13 protein-coding genes are annotated in these 16,280 nt (G+C 64.5%); 1 reads left to right on the top strand and 12 read right to left on the bottom strand.

Going from position 1 to position 16,280, the window contains the following annotated elements:
• From ABWP50_RS08550 to zwf, 12 genes are all read right to left on the bottom strand, one after another.
• A partial coding sequence (locus ABWP50_RS08550; protein ID WP_353217574.1) for an MFS transporter occupies positions 1 to 880 on the bottom strand: 880 nt, incomplete at its 3' end.
• 7 nt (positions 881 to 887) lie between these two features.
• A complete protein-coding gene (locus ABWP50_RS08545; RefSeq protein WP_353217573.1) occupies positions 888 to 1,946 on the bottom strand; it encodes a LacI family DNA-binding transcriptional regulator in 1,059 nt (352 codons plus the stop codon).
• A 7-nt stretch (positions 1,947 to 1,953) separates the two neighbouring features.
• Positions 1,954 to 2,883: a glycoside hydrolase family 16 protein gene (locus tag ABWP50_RS08540; protein WP_353217572.1), complete on the bottom strand. Its 930-nt coding sequence runs from the start codon at positions 2,881 to 2,883 to the stop codon at positions 1,954 to 1,956.
• A gap of 38 nt (positions 2,884 to 2,921) precedes the next feature.
• Positions 2,922 to 4,430 (bottom strand): tryptophan halogenase family protein, encoded by a 1,509-nt coding sequence (locus ABWP50_RS08535; protein ID WP_353217571.1) that lies wholly within the window; start codon positions 4,428 to 4,430, stop codon positions 2,922 to 2,924.
• Between the two features lie 14 nt (positions 4,431 to 4,444).
• The gene (locus tag ABWP50_RS08530) at positions 4,445 to 5,467 is read right to left on the bottom strand and encodes a cupin-like domain-containing protein (RefSeq protein WP_353217570.1); all 1,023 of its coding nucleotides are present in this window, start codon (positions 5,465 to 5,467) and stop codon (positions 4,445 to 4,447) included.
• Positions 5,460 to 6,185 (bottom strand): SapC family protein, encoded by a 726-nt coding sequence (locus tag ABWP50_RS08525; protein ID WP_353217569.1) that lies wholly within the window; start codon positions 6,183 to 6,185, stop codon positions 5,460 to 5,462. The genes ABWP50_RS08530 and ABWP50_RS08525 overlap by 8 nt, the downstream gene beginning before the upstream one ends.
• The gene (locus ABWP50_RS08520) at positions 6,182 to 7,744 is read right to left on the bottom strand and encodes a tryptophan halogenase family protein (RefSeq protein WP_353217568.1); all 1,563 of its coding nucleotides are present in this window, start codon (positions 7,742 to 7,744) and stop codon (positions 6,182 to 6,184) included. The genes ABWP50_RS08525 and ABWP50_RS08520 overlap by 4 nt, the downstream gene beginning before the upstream one ends.
• A 117-nt stretch (positions 7,745 to 7,861) precedes the next feature.
• Positions 7,862 to 10,849, bottom strand: coding sequence for a TonB-dependent receptor (locus ABWP50_RS08515; RefSeq protein ID WP_353217567.1), 2,988 nt, complete (start codon positions 10,847 to 10,849; stop codon positions 7,862 to 7,864).
• A 198-nt stretch (positions 10,850 to 11,047) separates the two neighbouring features.
• Complete coding sequence (gene eda, locus ABWP50_RS08510; protein ID WP_353217566.1) at positions 11,048 to 11,680, bottom strand: bifunctional 4-hydroxy-2-oxoglutarate aldolase/2-dehydro-3-deoxy-phosphogluconate aldolase; 633 nt, start codon at positions 11,678 to 11,680, stop codon at positions 11,048 to 11,050.
• A complete protein-coding gene (gene glk, locus ABWP50_RS08505; RefSeq protein ID WP_353217565.1) occupies positions 11,677 to 12,645 on the bottom strand; it encodes a glucokinase in 969 nt (322 codons plus the stop codon). The genes eda and glk overlap by 4 nt, the downstream gene beginning before the upstream one ends.
• A 31-nt stretch (positions 12,646 to 12,676) precedes the next feature.
• On the bottom strand, positions 12,677 to 14,503 hold the full coding sequence (edd, locus tag ABWP50_RS08500; protein ID WP_353217564.1) for a phosphogluconate dehydratase: 1,827 nt from the start codon (positions 14,501 to 14,503) through the stop codon (positions 12,677 to 12,679).
• A 10-nt stretch (positions 14,504 to 14,513) separates the two neighbouring features.
• Positions 14,514 to 15,962, bottom strand: a complete 1,449-nt coding sequence (zwf, locus tag ABWP50_RS08495) for a glucose-6-phosphate dehydrogenase (protein ID WP_353217582.1) — start codon at positions 15,960 to 15,962, stop codon at positions 14,514 to 14,516.
• Positions 15,963 to 16,117: 155 nt separating this feature from the next.
• Here zwf and ABWP50_RS08490 point away from each other — a divergent pair.
• The coding region (locus ABWP50_RS08490; protein ID WP_353217581.1) for a DUF6445 family protein at positions 16,118 to 16,280 on the top strand (163 nt) is incomplete at its 3' end.

Below are 16,280 nucleotides of genomic sequence, written 5' to 3'. Positions count from 1 at the left end.
CCATCACCAGCAGCGCAATGGCCGCCACACCGGCCCCGATGCGCAGCGGCAGCAATGCCCGACCACGCCGATCGGACCATGCGCCCACGGCCAGCGCCAACGGCGCGGCAATCACCAGCGCGCTGCCGAAGATCCACGCGGTGGCCGCATCGCCCAGCGCCGGATCAAGCGAGCGCAGCCAGAAATAGAGATAAGCAAACAAGGTGGCTTCGGATATCTGCACCAGCAGGCGGGCCAGCCACATCCGTGCCGCCAGTGTTCCGCCGGGCTGGCTGTCCGTCGTGGCCGGCGGGCTGGCTGCCTCCGGCCGTCTGGCCGCGGCGCCCCATAGCAGCAGCGGCAGGACGCAGGCGATGGTCAGCGCCGCAACAATGGCCAGACGCAGCGGCGGCCCGGCGGCGCCCGGCAGCGTGATCAGCCCGCCGGCCAGGGCGCCAGCGGCCGGCGCAATCGCCAGCAGCCCGCCCAATCGGCCCTTCTGGGCATCGGGCACACAGTCGCCAGCCCAGGCCGACAGCGGCCCGATCATCATGTTCAGCGCCAATTGCCAGCCTGCGATCACCGCCACCAGCGCCGGCAGGCTGGCGGCAAACTGGGTCAGCATCAGCAACACCGAAGACAGGGCCAGCCCGGCCGCAACCCAGGCCCGCCGGCCCAGCCAGACATCGCTGGCCCAGCCAAACAGGATATTGCCGGCGCTGGCTGCGATTGCGCCGGTGGCGGTGGTGGCAGCCAGCCATGACAAGGCGGTGTTTTGCCCAGCAGCAGCGGCTTCGATCTGCACCGGCAGCAGGATGGTCAGAAACGGCATGTACGCCACCGCCGTGCCGGCCCAGGCCAGGGCATAAAGCGGCAGGAACCAGTCCGGTGCGCGCTGCACCTGCACGTCAGGCAGCAGCGGCCGGCGGCGCTGTGGATTCGCGCACAACCAGGCTGGCCGGCACCACCAGCGGCACGTCCGGCAGGTCATCGCTGCCGGCGCCGGCAATCAGATACTCCACGGCGCGCGACGTGATCTCCGCCACCGGTTGATCGATGGCGGTTAGCGGCGGGCGGGTGAAGCGCACCAGCGGCGTGTTGTCAAAACACACCAGCGACAATTGCTGCGGAATGGCCAGGCCGTGCCGTTCGGCGGCGGCAATCACCGCCAGCGCCATCTGATCGTTGCTGGCGATGATGGCGGTGGGCCGCTGCGCCTGCGCCAGCAAGGCATCGGCAGCCGCTTCGCCGGAGGCATAGCTGAAATCGCCCGTCGCCAGCAGGCCATCGGTGGCAGCGCCGGCCGCCGCCATTTCAGCGCGCCAGCCATCCACCCGCCAGCCCGACAATTGATAGTCCACCGATCCCGCGATGAAGCCGATGCGGCGGTGGCCCAGATCGATGAGATGCCGCGTCGCCAGCCGCGATGCGCCTTCATCATCCATAGTGAGCGCGATGCCGTCGCCGCTGCTGCGCGATCCGATGCGGGCAAACGGGATTTCGCTGTGCACAAGCAGCGCCGTGATCAACGGATTGTCCGAATGCGGCGGTGTCAGGATCACGCCGTCTGGCTGCAGGGCGGCAATGGCAGCGGCCAATTCGCGCTGGATATGATCATTGTGGGTGTCCACCAGCTCAAAGATCAGGCGATAGCCGTGTTCGGCGCATTTGAGCATGCCGCCCAGCAGCATCTGGTCAACCCAGTCCGTGCCCTGCCGGGCGCGCCAATCGGCAATGGTACGGTCCCGGTCGTTCAGCGCCAGGATCAGGTAGGAGCGCGAACCGCTCATCCGCTGCGCCGCGATCGACGGCACATAGCCGAGGGCATCAATCGCCGCCTGCACACGCTGCTGCATTTCCGGCCGGACATTGGAGCCGTTGTTGATGACGCGGCTGACGGTTTGCAGCGACACGCCGGCCTGGGCCGCCACGTGCCGGATGGTGACCGCCTGTTTTCGACGCGCCATGGTAATTTCAGTTCCTGATCGCGGGGCAATCTGAACCGGTAGGCGCTTTACCGGTGCATTGCCAGACGCGCACCCAATCCACCGCCATGACCTTTGGAAAGCCCTGGCTGATGACGCCGCCGCGATTGCGCTGCTCCGGCAGATGGCCGCCCACTGCCAGATTGATCACCAGATGAAACGGCTGATCAAACGGTGCTGTGGGGCTTGCCGAACCGCTTGTTGACCAATCGCCGGGCTGCTGCTGGGCATAGACCTCGCCGTCGATGCGCCAGATGATGGCTTTCGGCTGCCATTCGATGCTGTAAACATGAAAGTCATCAAACGGCGCCGGCATTGCGGTGGTGGCGCCGCGCTGGCGATTGGCCGGGTTAACGCCGCCAAAATGCAGCGTGCCCAACACCCCGCGCTCGCGGCCAGTCACGCAGCCCGCACTGCCGGCCGCGCAGGGTTCGCCCAGATTGACCGCCTCCATGATGTCGATTTCGCCGGATGCCGCCCATTTGCCGTAGCGATCCTGCTCAGGCAACATCCAGATCGCCGGCCACAGGCCTTGCCCCTCCGGCAGGCGGGCGCGCACCTCGATCAAGCCATAGCGCCACGCCGCCTTGCCGCTTGTGCTCAGCCGTGCTGACGTGAAGCCGCGCGTGACCTTGCCCTGCCGATCGGTGCTGCTGCGCTGCTCTGCCGGCAAGGCCGGGCCGCGATGCCGCTGCGCCCGCGCCGTGATGTGCAGTTCGCCGGCGCTGATGCCGGCGTTTGCGGCGGCTGTCGTGTAGCATTGGCGTTCTTCATTGCCGCCGCCCCAGCAATCATCGGCCAGTGTCCATTTTGCCGGATCAATCGCGCTGCCATCAAATTCATCGGCCCACGCCAGCTGCCAGCCGGGGCCCGGAGACGGCACATCTTTCGCCGGCACATCTGCGGGTGCGGCCGCCATCGCTGCTGCCGCCCCCGCGGCCCAGAGCCAGCCGATGGTCACGCGGCCTGATCGGCCTTCACACCGCAATAATGCGCCACATACGCCCCGTGCGGCGGCAGGCCATCGACGGTGCGCGCCACGTTTTCGCGCAAGCTGCTGAGCAGATAAGCCAGCTCCTCGCTTTTCAGCTTGGCCGCGACCGGGTGATAGGATTGCGGCGCAATGCCCTGGCCCATCATCACCTGCACCCAGCTGTTTTCGGCGAACAATTCCTCGTTGCGGCGGAACACCCGCCCGGTTTCGCGGAACAATTCGATCTTGTGCGCCAGCGTGTCCGGCAGTTCGATGGCGGCGCAGTGGCGCCAGAACGGCGAATCCTGCCGCTCCGTGGCCTTGTAGTGCAGGATCAGGAAATCGCGGATCTGCTCCATGTCGGTAAACTGCTGATCGTTGAATTCGGCGATGTCGCGCAGGCTGGGCCGGCCGGCGGGCAGCATGCGCACCAGCCGCAGCACGGCGCGCTGGATCAGGTGGATGCTGGTGGATTCCAGCGGCTCCATGAAGCCGCTGGACAGGCCGATGGCGACGCAATTGCGGTGCCATTGCCGCCGCCGCGCCCCGGTGGTGAAGCGGATCAGATTGGGCTCGGTCAGCGTCTGGCCTTCGATGGTGCTCAGCAGACGTTCCAGCGCCGCATTCTGGTCCATGTAGCGGCTGCAATACACGATGCCGTTGCCGCCCCGGTGTTGCAGCGGGATGCGCCATTGCCACCCGGCATCATGGGCAATCGCGCGGGTGTAGGGCACCGGCGCGCGCACATTGGCGGTTTGGATGGCCACCGCGCCATCGCAGGGCAGATAATGCGACCAATCATCATAGCCGGCGTGCAAGGCGCCTTCGATCAGCAGCGCCCGAAATCCAGTGCAATCGACGAACAAATCGCCCTCGACGCGGCGATTGCCGTCCAGCATTAGCGCGGCGATGTCGCCGGTTTCGCCGTTCAGCTCCACATTGGTGATGCGGCCTTCGCTGCGGGTGCAGCCGTCCGCCTCCGCCATGCGGCGCAGGAAGGCGGCGTAAAGCGAGCTGTCGAGTTGATAGGCATAGTTGATGCGATCATCGGGCAAATGCGCGAACTTGCCGGCTTCGGCGGCCTTCAGTTCCAGGCAATATTCGTCGTAGGACTGGGTGTGGCCCTGGGTCTGGCCGTGCAGCCAGAAATGCTGAAACCCCGCCGACCAATGATCCTTGCCGGTGCCGCCAAAGCTGTGGAAGTATTTGCTGCCCAGCGTCTTCCAGTTTTCAAACATGATGCCCAGTTTGAAGGTGGCCTGGGTGGCGCGCATGAAATCGGCCTCCCCGATGCCGAGCAGGCGATTATAGGCGACCAGCGGCGGAATGGTGCTTTCGCCCACGCCAACCGTGCCGATGGCATCGGATTCGATCAGCGTGATCTGCGCCACGCTGCCCAGCGTGCGGGCCAGCGCAGCGGCGGTCATCCAGCCGGCGGTGCCGCCGCCGGCAATGACGATGCGCCGGGGTTGGGCAGTTTGGGATGGGGCCATGGCGGGTTCCTTCATCATTTGCTCAGGCTGCGCAGCAGAAAGGCGTGCATGCGCCCGGCGGTGTCGGCATCAAAGGGAGCCAGCACGCCGCGGCCATGCTCGGGCACATGCGCTGCTGCCTCGTCGCCGCCGGAAAACACATAATATTCAAACATCTGCCGCCATATGTCGCGCTGCGCCTGCGGCAGATCGCGGATGGCCAGCACGGCGTGGTTCAGCGCGTTCTGCGGCTGGCCCAGAAAGCGCGGGGTGTCGCGCCACCAATAGTTGATCAGCACGTTGAACGGCGCAAACGCTTCGACATGGTGATACCAGAGCGACGGGATGAACAGCGCATCGCCGGGGTTGAGATCGGCCACCTGCGCGCCGCGCAGCGCCTCGGCAAAGCCGGGGAACACAGCGAAATCGGGCGCCGCCAGATCGACCATGCTGACCGCGCGCCCCGCCGGTGTGTTGTCGATGGGGCCAAGATAGAGATTGCGAAACTGATCGGGCGCAAACAGCGTGAACCGGCGCGTGCCCACGGCGCAGCAGGCCAGATTGTCCGGGAAATCATTGTGCGCGGCAATGCGCGTCGGCGTGCCGATCCACACGCTGGCCAGCGCGCTGCGCGGTGACAGCGGCATCGGATTGGCGGCGGCCAGCCCATCGAAATATTGTTCGATATCAACCGACCCCAGATAGACGGTCGGCACCTGCGCATGGGATTCGGCGGCATCGAAACCGGCAAAAATCGCGGGCAGGCGGCCCTGGCCCATGCGGAAATTCATCTGCATGTCGGCATCATAGAACAAGCGCCCGCTATCCTGCGGCGCGCCCATCGACACGGTGAAATCACGGCTCCGGGCATGATCCAGCAGATGCGCGCGCGCGGCGCGGGCCGATTGCAGCCCGGCGCGCACCAACGGCCAATCCGCCACCAGCCCGCGCACCACAAATGGGCCATCGGCCGCCGCAATCAGGGCGTCCAGCGCCGCGGCATCGGCGGCAAAGGCCTCGCGCACCGCCGGCAACGTGGCAGCCAGCGCGTCAGCCATGGGCGAGCCGCGCGTTGCGCCGTGATACCAGCGCCGAAAACTGGCTGATCGAGGCCATCGCCATGAAAATCGGCATCAGATGGTCATCGGCGTGCAAGGCGCCAAGATCGCTGGCATCCAGGCTGCGCAGCCGATCTTCGGCAATGATATGAAAGCCGACCAGGCTGTGCTTGGAGCCATCAGCAAGCGGCACTTCGAGGGTGAAGGGCTCCAGCAGGTCATGGCGCTCAAGGGCGGCGAAAAACCCCATGCTATTCTTGTAGGCGCCATCAAGATCGCCAAGATCCTGCGCGATGCTTTCCAGCAAGGGCGTCGGGCGGCCATCAACGTCGAACAGGGCGATGCCGCTGCCATCGGCGGCCATGGTGACCCGCGGGTGGGCCAGATCGATGTGCACCTGCGCCGCGCCGTCCGCCGCCGCAGCAGCGCCAATCAGGAACGGCGTCACCCGGTGCGCCAGCGGGCGAAATGCGGCGTCCCAGCGACCATCGGCCAGAAACAGATTTTCGCCGGTTTCAAAGCCGAAGAGCGCCAGCGCCGAAAAACTGCCCGTGGTCAGATCGCGGCGGAAAACAATCGGATAATGCGCCTGCACCTGCCGAAATTCGGTGGGCATCGCCAGCGCGGTCATCACGGCATCACCCAGATCAGCCGACGCATCGGTGCGCACCCGCAAGGCGCGGTGGGTGTTTGAATCGAGCAGGGCGTGTGCGTTCATGAGCGGCCTTCGAATGGTTGCGGCGCCCGCACCAGCGGAAACAGCGTGCGATTGGCCGGCAGCGCCGCCACCAGCGCACGGGTGCGGCGGGCCAGATCATCGAGCCGCGCCTGGGTTGGCGCCAGATCGCCGGCAAAGGCCGGCGGCGCAAAGCCCATGCCGTACAGCACATAGGCATGGCTTTCAGCCGGGAAGATTTCGGCGGCCTGCGGAAAATCCCACTGCGATGGCGGCTGATCGCGCCACACATCGAGCAAGGCGCGCAATCGCGGCGGCACCTGCGCCGGGTCACGCTGCGCCAGCCAATAGGCTTCGGTGCGGCGGCTGGGCAGATAATGCAGCTTGAGAAATTCGACGATACGGTCCCAGCGATAGGAAAACAGCGCGTTGAAACGATCCGCCTGCACAGCCATCGCGCGCCGCGATTTGGGGAAATTGGCACACAGCGCCTGCAGCGACAGCTCGATCATCACGATTGCCGAGGCCTCCAGCGGCTCCAGAAACCCGGCCGACAGCCCGATGGCGATGCAATTGCCCTGCCAGAAACGCGCGCGGTGCCCGGTGCGAAACGCCAGCTTGCGCGGGCTGAGCGCGGCGACATCGGCGCCGGGCACCGATGCCGCGATATAGTCCAGCAGGGTCTGGCGGGCGCCATCATCGTCCATGAACCGGGACGAATAGATGCAGCCGATGCCGCGCCGGCCGGGCAGCCCGATATCCCACAGCCAGCCCGCGCTGTGCGCCGTGGCGATGGTGGCCGAGGCAATCGCGCTGTCCGGCCGCACCGGCACCTGCACGGCCATTGCGCTGTCGTTGAGCAGCACATCGCTGCGATCGACCCACTCCACGCCCAGATGCCCGCTGATCAGCACGCCGGCATGGCCGCTGCAATCGACGAACAGATCGCCTTCAATGTCGCCGTGCGCGTCGGTGGTGAGCGCGGCAATATCGCCATCCGAGCCAGGGATCACGGCGGTTACCCGCGCCGCCACATGGCGAACGCCCAGCCGGCCGGTGGCATGCTTTTGCAGCAGCGCGGCAAATTTGCCGGCATCAAGATGATAGGCGTAGTTGAGCGCCCCGGCATAGCCCGGCATGCTGGCCTGGCGCGGCGCCAGATTGGCCGCCACCACCGCCGCCTGCGCCGTCATCGCGGCGGCAAACGGCACATCGTGTTGCGCGCGCCGGGCCGCCCATGCCGCCACCAGCGCGTCGCTTTCGCCAGGCGGCGGCGGCGTGAACGGGTGCAGATAGCTGTCGGACGGGCCGCCATCGACCCAGCCATCAAAACGCGATCCCTGCTTGAAGCTGGCATCGCAGGCACTCAGGAACTCCGCTTCGTCGATGCCGATGGCCGCCAGCGTGCCGCGCATGGTCGGCCAGGTGCCTTCGCCAACGCCGACGGTGGGGATATCGGGTGCTTCGATCAGCGTGTGGGTGCGGTTCTCACCGCGCGCCCGCGCCGATGCCGCCAGCACACAGGCCGCCAGCCAGCCCGCCGTGCCGCCGCCAAGAATGACAACGTGCTCGACGCCCGGATCAGAGTTCCGCTCGTTCATCTCGGCCGACATGCCTGCCAATGCCTCTTCCCTGTTTGACGCCCCCTAGACAGAGAAAGCCGGCCCCTAGGGAACGGCTTTCTCCCATCTAGTGGGGCAACACGCAAGCCGGGTGCGTCAGAAGTTCACGCGCATGCCAGCCTGGTAGCGCGCATAGCCCGGCGACGCGAAGAATGCGTTTCGATCGCTGCGCAAATGTCCGCGCCGGCTGGCGTTGTTCAGGTTGATGGCTTCAACAAAGGCAACATAGCCCTTGCGGAATTCCCAACTGGCGCTGGCGTCAACCTGACCATAGGATTCAATATAGAACGGGTTGGGGCCGGTGCCGCCGAGGAACTGGCCGCGCCAGTTATAGGCAACGCGGGCCTGGAGGCCGTTCTTTTCGTAGAACAGCACGGCGTTGGCGCTGTCGCTCAATCCGGTCAGCGCAAACTGGGTAACGCTCGATGGCTTGGTGTTGTCGTAAATGGCATCGCCGTTGACGATTGTGTAGTTCAGGTTGGCGCCAAAGCCGGTGTTCCAGAAGCTGTGCTGGATGGCAAATTCCCAGCCATTGATGTTGGCGGTTTGCGCATTGTTCACGGGCAACGTGATCTGGAAATTCACCGGATTATCCCCTGGCACGCCGAGGATCTGGCCGGTGATGTTGCCACTGGAGTCAAATCCGGTGCGCACCACGGACGATGGATTGTTGATGAAGATGAAGTTGCGGATGGCCGTGGTGCTGGCGTTGGGGCCAAGTGCTGCGACAGCAGCGTTGAACCGGGGGCCAGACGCCGGGTTGGTCAGGTTGAACGCCGGTGTGTCGATGCGCGTCGTGCTGATGAAGTTGGACACATCCTTGCTGAAATAACCGACCGAAACATAGCTGCTGCGATCAAAATACCATTCGGCCGACACATCGACGTTGTTCGATTTGAACGGCTGCAACCCGGGATTGCCCTGGCTGCCGAAGCCGCCACCAATGCGGAACAGCTGATCAAGCGTGCGGCCGCCCTGCAAGCTGGCATAATCCGGACGGGTGATCGTCGAGCTGTAAGATGCACGCACGCGAACGTTGCGGATTGGTTGCACGTCAAAGTCGAGGTTGGGCAACCAGTTTTCATAGCTGCCTTTGAATGTGGTGAAATCGCGGGCGTTGCCGAAGACAAGATTGAACTCGTTGGCAGAACCCCACTGCGTGGCAGTCGGGATCGGCACCAGAGCCGATGATGTCACCTTGGTTTCTTCGTAGCGCAAGCCAGCCCGCAAATGGGCGGGATTGCCAAACAGATCAAACTTGCTGTTGATCTGCAGGTACGGCGCAATCGTGGTTTCCTTGATGCGGCGGTCGACGCTGAACGGCGCCAGGCAATTGTTGTCGCCGCCGCAGATCTGGTTGCGATCATCCAGCAGTTTCACGAGACGCGGGAAATCGAAGCTGAAGAACTGCTGGATGATGTTGGGCGAACCCGCGCCGTCCAGGCCCCGGAACTTGTCGGGCACGGTGACGGCGGTGAAGATATCGTCCGGCACCGCCGATGCCGGCGCCGCGCCGCCCCAGGTGTCGTTCTGGATGAAGCCAAAGGCCGAACGCACATTGTTTTCGATGTAGCTGACACCGAAATCCAGGCTTTCGAGGATGCCGCTGTTGATATCATATTTACCGGCAAAGCGGCCTTCGTTGATTTCATTGCGGAAATAGGCATTGCGGAAGGCGTTGCCGGTTGGAACGATGTTGGCTGCATTCAGGGGGTCAATGCCGGGGTGCATCCTTACCGAAATGACCGGCAACCGCGTGGTGTAATCAACCCGCTGTTCGGCCACGCCAAATACCGCCGTGCCAACGGCCACGTTGGTGCCAAATTCGTTGGTCGGCTTGGATTCAGCCGTCGAATGGTGAGCGTCGAGCGTCAGCGTGACCCCTTCGATGCCCTTCCATTCCAGATTGCCGCCAAAGCTGTGGTTCTGGGTGCGGTTGGCGGTGAGTGCACCCGAGTAAGACAGATCCTTGCCTTCGCTGGCGCCAAAGCGTTCAGCGTAGAAATTGGGGCCGGCAACCGGTCCATTGGTCCACGAGCTGGAAATATCGTTGAAATTGAACCAGACGCCAACGCTGCTGTCGCGCGCTTCGACGGTGTTCTGCGAGAAGGTGTAATCAAACGTCGCCTTCAGATCATCGACAGGCGCGATCTGCAGCACAACCTGACCGTTGATGCGTTCGCGATCGATGTCGGTGGTGTTGTACGATGCATTCTGCTGCACCTGATAGACATCATTGGCCTTCGGGCGGTTCTGCTGAGCGGCAAAGCGCGGATCACCAGCTTGCGGCAGCGAACCCCAGTTATTTTCCGAACCCAGATAGCCGTCGCGGTAGCCGGCATTGAACTGGTTGGTCGTGGCCAGACGCTTCTGGTAAATACCCGACACGGCGATGCCGATCTTGTCATCGGCAAAGGTCTTGCTGAAAATGCCGGACACTTCCGGGGTGATCTTGGTGCCGCCGGAAACCGAGGTGTCAAGCACACCCCGCGCCGCAATGCTGCCGCGCGTGCCGGGGCGATCCAGCGGCCGCGGCGTCTGGATGTTGATCACCGAACCGATGCCGCCGGTGGGCAGGTTGGCGCGGCCGGTCTTGTAGACCAGCACCGATGCCACGCCTTCGGAGGCGAGGTTGGCAAAATCGAACGAACGCGACGAAGGTGGGCTGGCGCCATCGCCGAGCGTGGAGGTTGGCATCTGGCGGCCATTCAGCAGCACCAGGTTGAATTCCGGGCCAAAGCCGCGAACCGTGACCGTCGAACCTTCACCGTTGGAACGGTCGATCGAAACGCCGGTGATACGCTGCAAGGATTCTGCCAGGTTGGTATCCGGGAACTTGCCGATTTCTTCAGACGAAATGGCATCGACCACGCCTTGGCTGTCGCGCTTGATGAACAGCGACTGCTGAAGGCTGGCACGAATCCCGGTGACGACGATGATCTCTTCGGCTGGCGCTTCGTCGGCTGCTGCGGTTGCAGTTGCCGCTTGCTGAGCGAGCACCGGCTGCCCGCCAGCGATCAGTGCCAACGTCAAACCGCTGACACCACACGCCATCCGCGCACGCAGCCCAAGACCTGTCTTCATGAAAACTCCCCTGATTGACGCGGTTAGATCCGCATTGTCCCTTGTTTGATAACGTTCACTCTAATGGATAGCGACATTGTGTCAAGCAAGCCACGTGGATTTGCGGCAGCTGTGGCCGCAATGGCACATGGCCTGGCGCGCGGTGGCCACAGGCGCATCGCCAACCGATTTACAGCCAGTCTGCTCGGGCGAAATTGATCAGCGGCGCGCCAGCGCAGCTGCGGCCGCGGCATGGTGCTGAATGGCGGCAACGTCGATCGGCCCCGGCGGCACCATCCAGCTGCCGCCAACGCACAGCACCGGTGCCAGCGCCAGCCAGTCGGGTGCCGTCGCTTGGGTTACGCCGCCGGTCGGGCAAAATCGGCATTGCCCGAACGGCGCGCTGAGCGCCTTCAGCGCCGGGATGCCGCCGGCGGCCATCGCCGGGAAAAACTTGAAATGATCGAGGCCCAGATCCAGCCCGCGCATGATGTCGCCGGCGTTGGCGATGCCCGGCAGGAACGGCACGCCGCTGGCGATGGCGGCCTTGCCCAGAGTGTCGGTCAGGCCGGGCGACACGATGAACTCCGCGCCCGCTGCCAGCGCGGCATCCAGGCTGGCCGGACCCGTCACCGTGCCGGCGCCAACGATGGCACCCGGCACCTGCTTCATGGCAGCGATTGCAGCCAGCGCCGCCGGTGTGCGCAGCGTCACTTCCAGCACGCGCAGCCCGCCAGCCACCAACGCCTGCGCCATCGGCACGGCATCGGCCAGATCGCCTATGACAATCACCGGAATGACTGGCGCGGCCTGCATGATGGCGGCGATATCCCCGGTCACGTATTGCGTCATGCGGCAAATCCTTGGGCAAATGCCGCCGCAGCCCCGAACAGGCCGGGCTGGGCATGATCGATCAGCTTCACGGGAATGGTTTCCATCAGATGCTGAAAGCGGCCCTTGGCCAAAAACCGTTCCTTGAAACCCGATTGCAGCAGGCGCGGCGCAATGCGCTGGCCCAGCCCGCCGGCGATCACCACGGCGGATGCGCCTTGCGCCAGCGCAAAATCACCCGCAGCCGCGCCCAGGCAGCGGCAGAACCGGTCAAATGCTGCCGCCGCCAGACTGTCTTCGCCCGACAAGGCCAATTGCCACAAGCTCTTGTCGTCCATGCTGACCACGGCGCGGCCTTCGATGCTGGCCATGGTTTCATAAATCGCCGTAAGGCCGGGGCCGGAACAGACGCGTTCCACCGATACGCGCGGATGCTGGCGGCGCAGCCGGGCGAGCACGGCATCCTCGATGGAATCGAGCGGCGCGAAATCGACATGGCCGCCTTCGGTTTCCACAACCTGATAGCTGCCGTGCCGCCGCACGGCATAGGCCACGCCGAGTCCGGTGCCGGGGCCGATGATGCTCACCACGCCGGTATCGGGCAAATCCTGCTGCGGCCCGCACAAATGGCTGAAGCTGGCGGGGCCGCAATTTTGCACGGCGTGGCCAACGGCGCCAAAATCATTGATCAGCACATAGCGATCGACATTCAGTTTTTCGCACACCAGCGCCGGGCGGATCACCCAGGGATTGTTGGTCATTTTCAGCACATCGCCGCGGATCGGCGTGGCCAGCGCAATCGCCGCTGCGCGCGGCAGCGGCTGGCCGATCTGCGCGCCAAACGCCTCCCACGCGGTTTGCAGGCTGGCAAATTCGGCGCATTTCAAGGTGATTGGCTCACCAAGCGCCGTCACCTGCGTGCCCGTCAGCGTGGCCAGCGCAAAGCGTGCGTGCGTGCCGCCAATATCGGCCGTGACAATCTGCATGCGGCTTCCCCCCCTTGGATTTTTTGGCCGATTACAGCCCGGCCGCTGCCAGCATCGCACAGGCCCCGGCCTCGGCATTGTCTGACCCGCTGCGCATCATTGCAAACAATTCGCGCCCGGTGCCCATCGGCTGCACGGGCTGGCAGGCTGGGCTGCGCGCCGCCCACACGGCCGCATCGACCAGCGCCGTCAAGGTGCCGGCCACGGCATCCACCCGCACGATATCGCCGTCTTGCAGGCGGGCCAGCGGTCCCCCTTCGGCAGCTTCGGGCCAGCAGTGAATCGCGGCAGGCACTTTGCCCGACGCGCCCGACATGCGGCCATCGGTGACCAGCGCAACGCTGTGGCCGCGGTCCTGCAGCACGCCCAGCGGCGGGGTGAGCTTGTGCAATTCCGGCATGCCGTTGGCACGCGGGCCCTGAAAGCGCACCACAACCACCACGTCCCGGTCCAATTCGCCGGCCTGGAAGGCGGTGCGCACCGCGTCCTGATCGTCGAAGATGCGGGCCGGGGCCTGGGTGATCCAGCGCGACCGATCGACGGCGCTGGTCTTGATGATGCTGCGGCCCAGATTGCCGGTGAGCAGGCGCATGCCGCCATCGGGCTGGAAGGGATCAGCCACCGGGCGCAGCATGTCGATGTTGCGGCTTTGCGCTGGCGCGGGCGCAAACGCCAGTGCGCCGTCCGCGCCCAGCAGCGCTTCGCCGGCGTAATCGAGCAGGCTGCTGCCCGATACCGTCAGCACATCGGTGTGCAGCAAGCCGGCGCTGGCCAGTTCGCGGATGACAAAACCGATGCCGCCGGCGGCATGGAAATGGTTCACATCGCCGGCGCCATTGGGATAAACCCGCGCCAGCATCGGCACGATCGCCGACAGATCATTGATATCCTCCCAATCGATCAACACACCGGCGGCGCGGGCAATCGCGGGCAGATGGATGGCGTGGTTGGTCGATCCGCCGGTGGCGAGCAGGCCGATGCAGGCGTTGATGATCGCCTTTTCATCCACGATATGGCCGATCGGGCGGTAATCATCGCCGTTCCAGCCGATTTGCGCCACGCGGTGCACGGCAGCGCGAGTCAATTCCTGCCGCAATTTGGTGCCGGGATTGACGAAGGCAGCGGCCGGCACGTGCAGCCCCATCATCTCCATCAGCATCTGGTTGGAATTGGCAGTGCCATAAAATGTGCAGGTGCCGGCATCATGATAGCTGGCTGCCTCGGCCTCCAGCAGTTCGTCACGGCCGACCTTGCCTTCGGCAAACAGCTGGCGAATGCGCTGCTTTTCCTTGTTGGGCAGGCCCGATGGCATCGGCCCGCCGGGGACCAATATGGTGGGGATATGGCCAAAGCGCAGGGCCGCAATCAGCAGGCCGGGCACGATCTTGTCGCAAATGCCCAGCAGCAGCGCGGCTTCGAACATGCCGTGGCTCATGGCAATGGCGCTGCCCATCGCGATGGCATCGCGGCTGAACAGCGACAATTCCATGCCGAGCTGGCCCTGGGTGACACCGTCGCACATGGCGGGCACGCCGCCGGCGACCTGCGCGGTGGCGCCGATTTCGCGCGCGAAAATCTTGATCTGGTCCGGATAACGCCCATAGGGCTGATGCGCCGAAAGCATGTCGTTGTAGGCGGTGACGATGCCGATGTTCATCGCAGTGCCGGCGCGGATCAGCGGCTTGTCCTCAGCGGATGCGGCGAAACCGTGCGCCAGATTTCCGCACGACAATGTCGGCCGGTGCACGCCCTTGTCTCGCTCCCCCGCGATGAAATCCAGGTACGCACGGCGGCGCGTCGCCGAACGATCGATAATCCGCGCGGTGATGCGTTCAAGTTCGGGATGCAAACGGGTCATGGTGCGCTCCTCAATCGTGCCAGCTTACGCCATCACGCTCGGCCAGCGCGATGGCTGCATTGGGCCCCCAGCTGCCGGAGCCGTAGGGGCGCGGCGCGACCTTGCCGTCGGCCCAGCCCGCCCGCACGGCATCGACCCAGCGCCATTGCGCCTCCACCTCGTCGCGGCGCACAAACAAAGTGGGATCGCCATCGACCAGATCGAGCAGCAGCCGTTCATAGGCGATGCGCCGCTGGGTTTTGGCAAAGGCGTCGGTGAGCGACAGGTCCAGCGGCACTTCGCGCAAGACCATGCCGCCGCGGTCAAGCCCGGGCTCCTTGGCCATCACCAGCAGGCGCACATATTCGGCGGGTTGCAAGCGAATGACCAGGCGATTTGCGGCCAGCGTGCCGCCGCGCGGCGCGAAGATATTGTGCGGCACCGCCTTGAACTGCACGACGATTTCGCTGCGCCGTTCGGCCAGCCGCTTGCCGGTGCGCAGGTAAAACGGCACGCCGCGCCACCGCCAATTGTCGACATGCGCCTTGATCGCCACATAGGTTTCGGTGTCCGATGGCTTGCCCAGATCATCGGCGTAGGACCCCACGGCAACCCCGCCGACAGCGCCCGGCCCATATTGGCCGCGCACGCTTTCATTGGGCGCGACCGGGCGCAGGCTGCGCAGCACTTTCAATTTTTCGTCGCGAATCGATCTGGCGTCCAGCTCGGCCGGCGGCTCCATCGCGGTCAGCGCCAGCAATTGCAGCATATGGTTTTGCAGCATGTCGCGCAGCGCGCCGGTGTCGTCATAAAAGCCGTGACGGCCTTCCAGGCCAACGGTTTCCGATACGGTGATCTGAATGTTATCAATGCCTTGCGCATTCCACAGCGGTTCGAACATCATGTTGGCAAAGCGCAGCGCCAGCAGATTCTGCACGGTTTCCTTGCCCAGATAATGATCGATGCGAAACGTGCGCTCTTCGGGGAAGGCCCGCGCCACGGCATCGTTGATCGCGCACGAACTGGCCAGATCATGGCCCAACGGCTTTTCCAGGCCGATGCGCACGCTGTTCCCGGTCAGGCCGGCGGACTGCAATCCCGCAATCGTCTGCTCGAACAAGGTCGGCGCGGTCGACAGGAAGATCGACATCCCGCCCGACACATCGCCCAATTTTTCCGCCAGCGCGGCAAAGCCATCCAGCTGCGACGCATCCAGCGGCTGGTAGCTGAGCCGCTGCAAAAAGGCTGCGATTGCCGCATCATCCTTGCGGCCATCGGGCAGGAATTTCGCCAGCGCTTCGCCGGCCATGGCGCGAAACGCCGCGTCATCATGGTGGCTGCGCGCAGTGCCGACGATGCGCAGATCGGGCGCAATCAACTGATCGGCGTGCAGCGCATACAGCGACGGCAGCAGCATGCGCTTGGCCAGATCGCCCGTTGCGCCAAACAGCAGCAGCGTCTTTGATTGTCCAATCGCCATCATCCGCCCTTATTGGATCGCCGTTCAGATCGCTGGCAACGTGGTATTGATAACGTTCTCATTTGTCTAGCACGCGCGATTTATCTGATAGTCTGCCATGTTCGCATGTTTGAAAAGCCTTGAATTTTTGCCGTCAGTGCGGTGCACTTGCTGCGATGACCACCGCGCCGCAGATTGCTGTCAGCCAAATCGGCCGGGACGGCCAGCCAATTGCCGTGATCGACAATTTTTTCCCCGCTGCCGCTGCGCTGCGCGCTGCAGCCCTGGCCGCCAGCTTTGGGCCGGCCCGCAATCTCTATCCCGGCATTCGCGCCGAAT

The sequence above is a fragment of the Sandarakinorhabdus sp. genome, from assembly GCF_040398645.1.
In the GTDB taxonomy this organism is placed as follows: Bacteria; Pseudomonadota; Alphaproteobacteria; order Sphingomonadales; family Sphingomonadaceae; genus Sandarakinorhabdus.
Note: the sequence above shows the minus strand (reverse complement) of the source record. Positions and strands in the feature narration are given on the sequence as shown.

Bases quoted from the DNA above. Each gene is read 5' to 3' on its own strand.
- ABWP50_RS08515 (WP_353217567.1), bottom strand. From the start codon at position 10,849: ATGAAGACAGGTCTTGGGCTGCGTGCGCGGATGGCGTGTGGTGTCAGC.
- ABWP50_RS08520 (WP_353217568.1), bottom strand. From the start codon at position 7,744: ATGAACGAGCGGAACTCTGATCCGGGCGTCGAGCACGTTGTCATTCTT.
- glk (WP_353217565.1), bottom strand. From the start codon at position 12,645: ATGCAGATTGTCACGGCCGATATTGGCGGCACGCACGCACGCTTTGCG.
- ABWP50_RS08545 (WP_353217573.1), bottom strand. From the start codon at position 1,946: ATGGCGCGTCGAAAACAGGCGGTCACCATCCGGCACGTGGCGGCCCAG.
- ABWP50_RS08535 (WP_353217571.1), bottom strand. From the start codon at position 4,430: ATGGCCCCATCCCAAACTGCCCAACCCCGGCGCATCGTCATTGCCGGC.
- eda (WP_353217566.1), bottom strand. From the start codon at position 11,680: ATGACGCAATACGTGACCGGGGATATCGCCGCCATCATGCAGGCCGCG.
- zwf (WP_353217582.1), bottom strand. From the start codon at position 15,962: ATGGCGATTGGACAATCAAAGACGCTGCTGCTGTTTGGCGCAACGGGC.
- edd (WP_353217564.1), bottom strand. From the start codon at position 14,503: ATGACCCGTTTGCATCCCGAACTTGAACGCATCACCGCGCGGATTATC.
- ABWP50_RS08540 (WP_353217572.1), bottom strand. From the start codon at position 2,883: ATGGCGGCCGCACCCGCAGATGTGCCGGCGAAAGATGTGCCGTCTCCG.
- ABWP50_RS08525 (WP_353217569.1), bottom strand. From the start codon at position 6,185: ATGAACGCACACGCCCTGCTCGATTCAAACACCCACCGCGCCTTGCGG.
- ABWP50_RS08530 (WP_353217570.1), bottom strand. From the start codon at position 5,467: ATGGCTGACGCGCTGGCTGCCACGTTGCCGGCGGTGCGCGAGGCCTTT.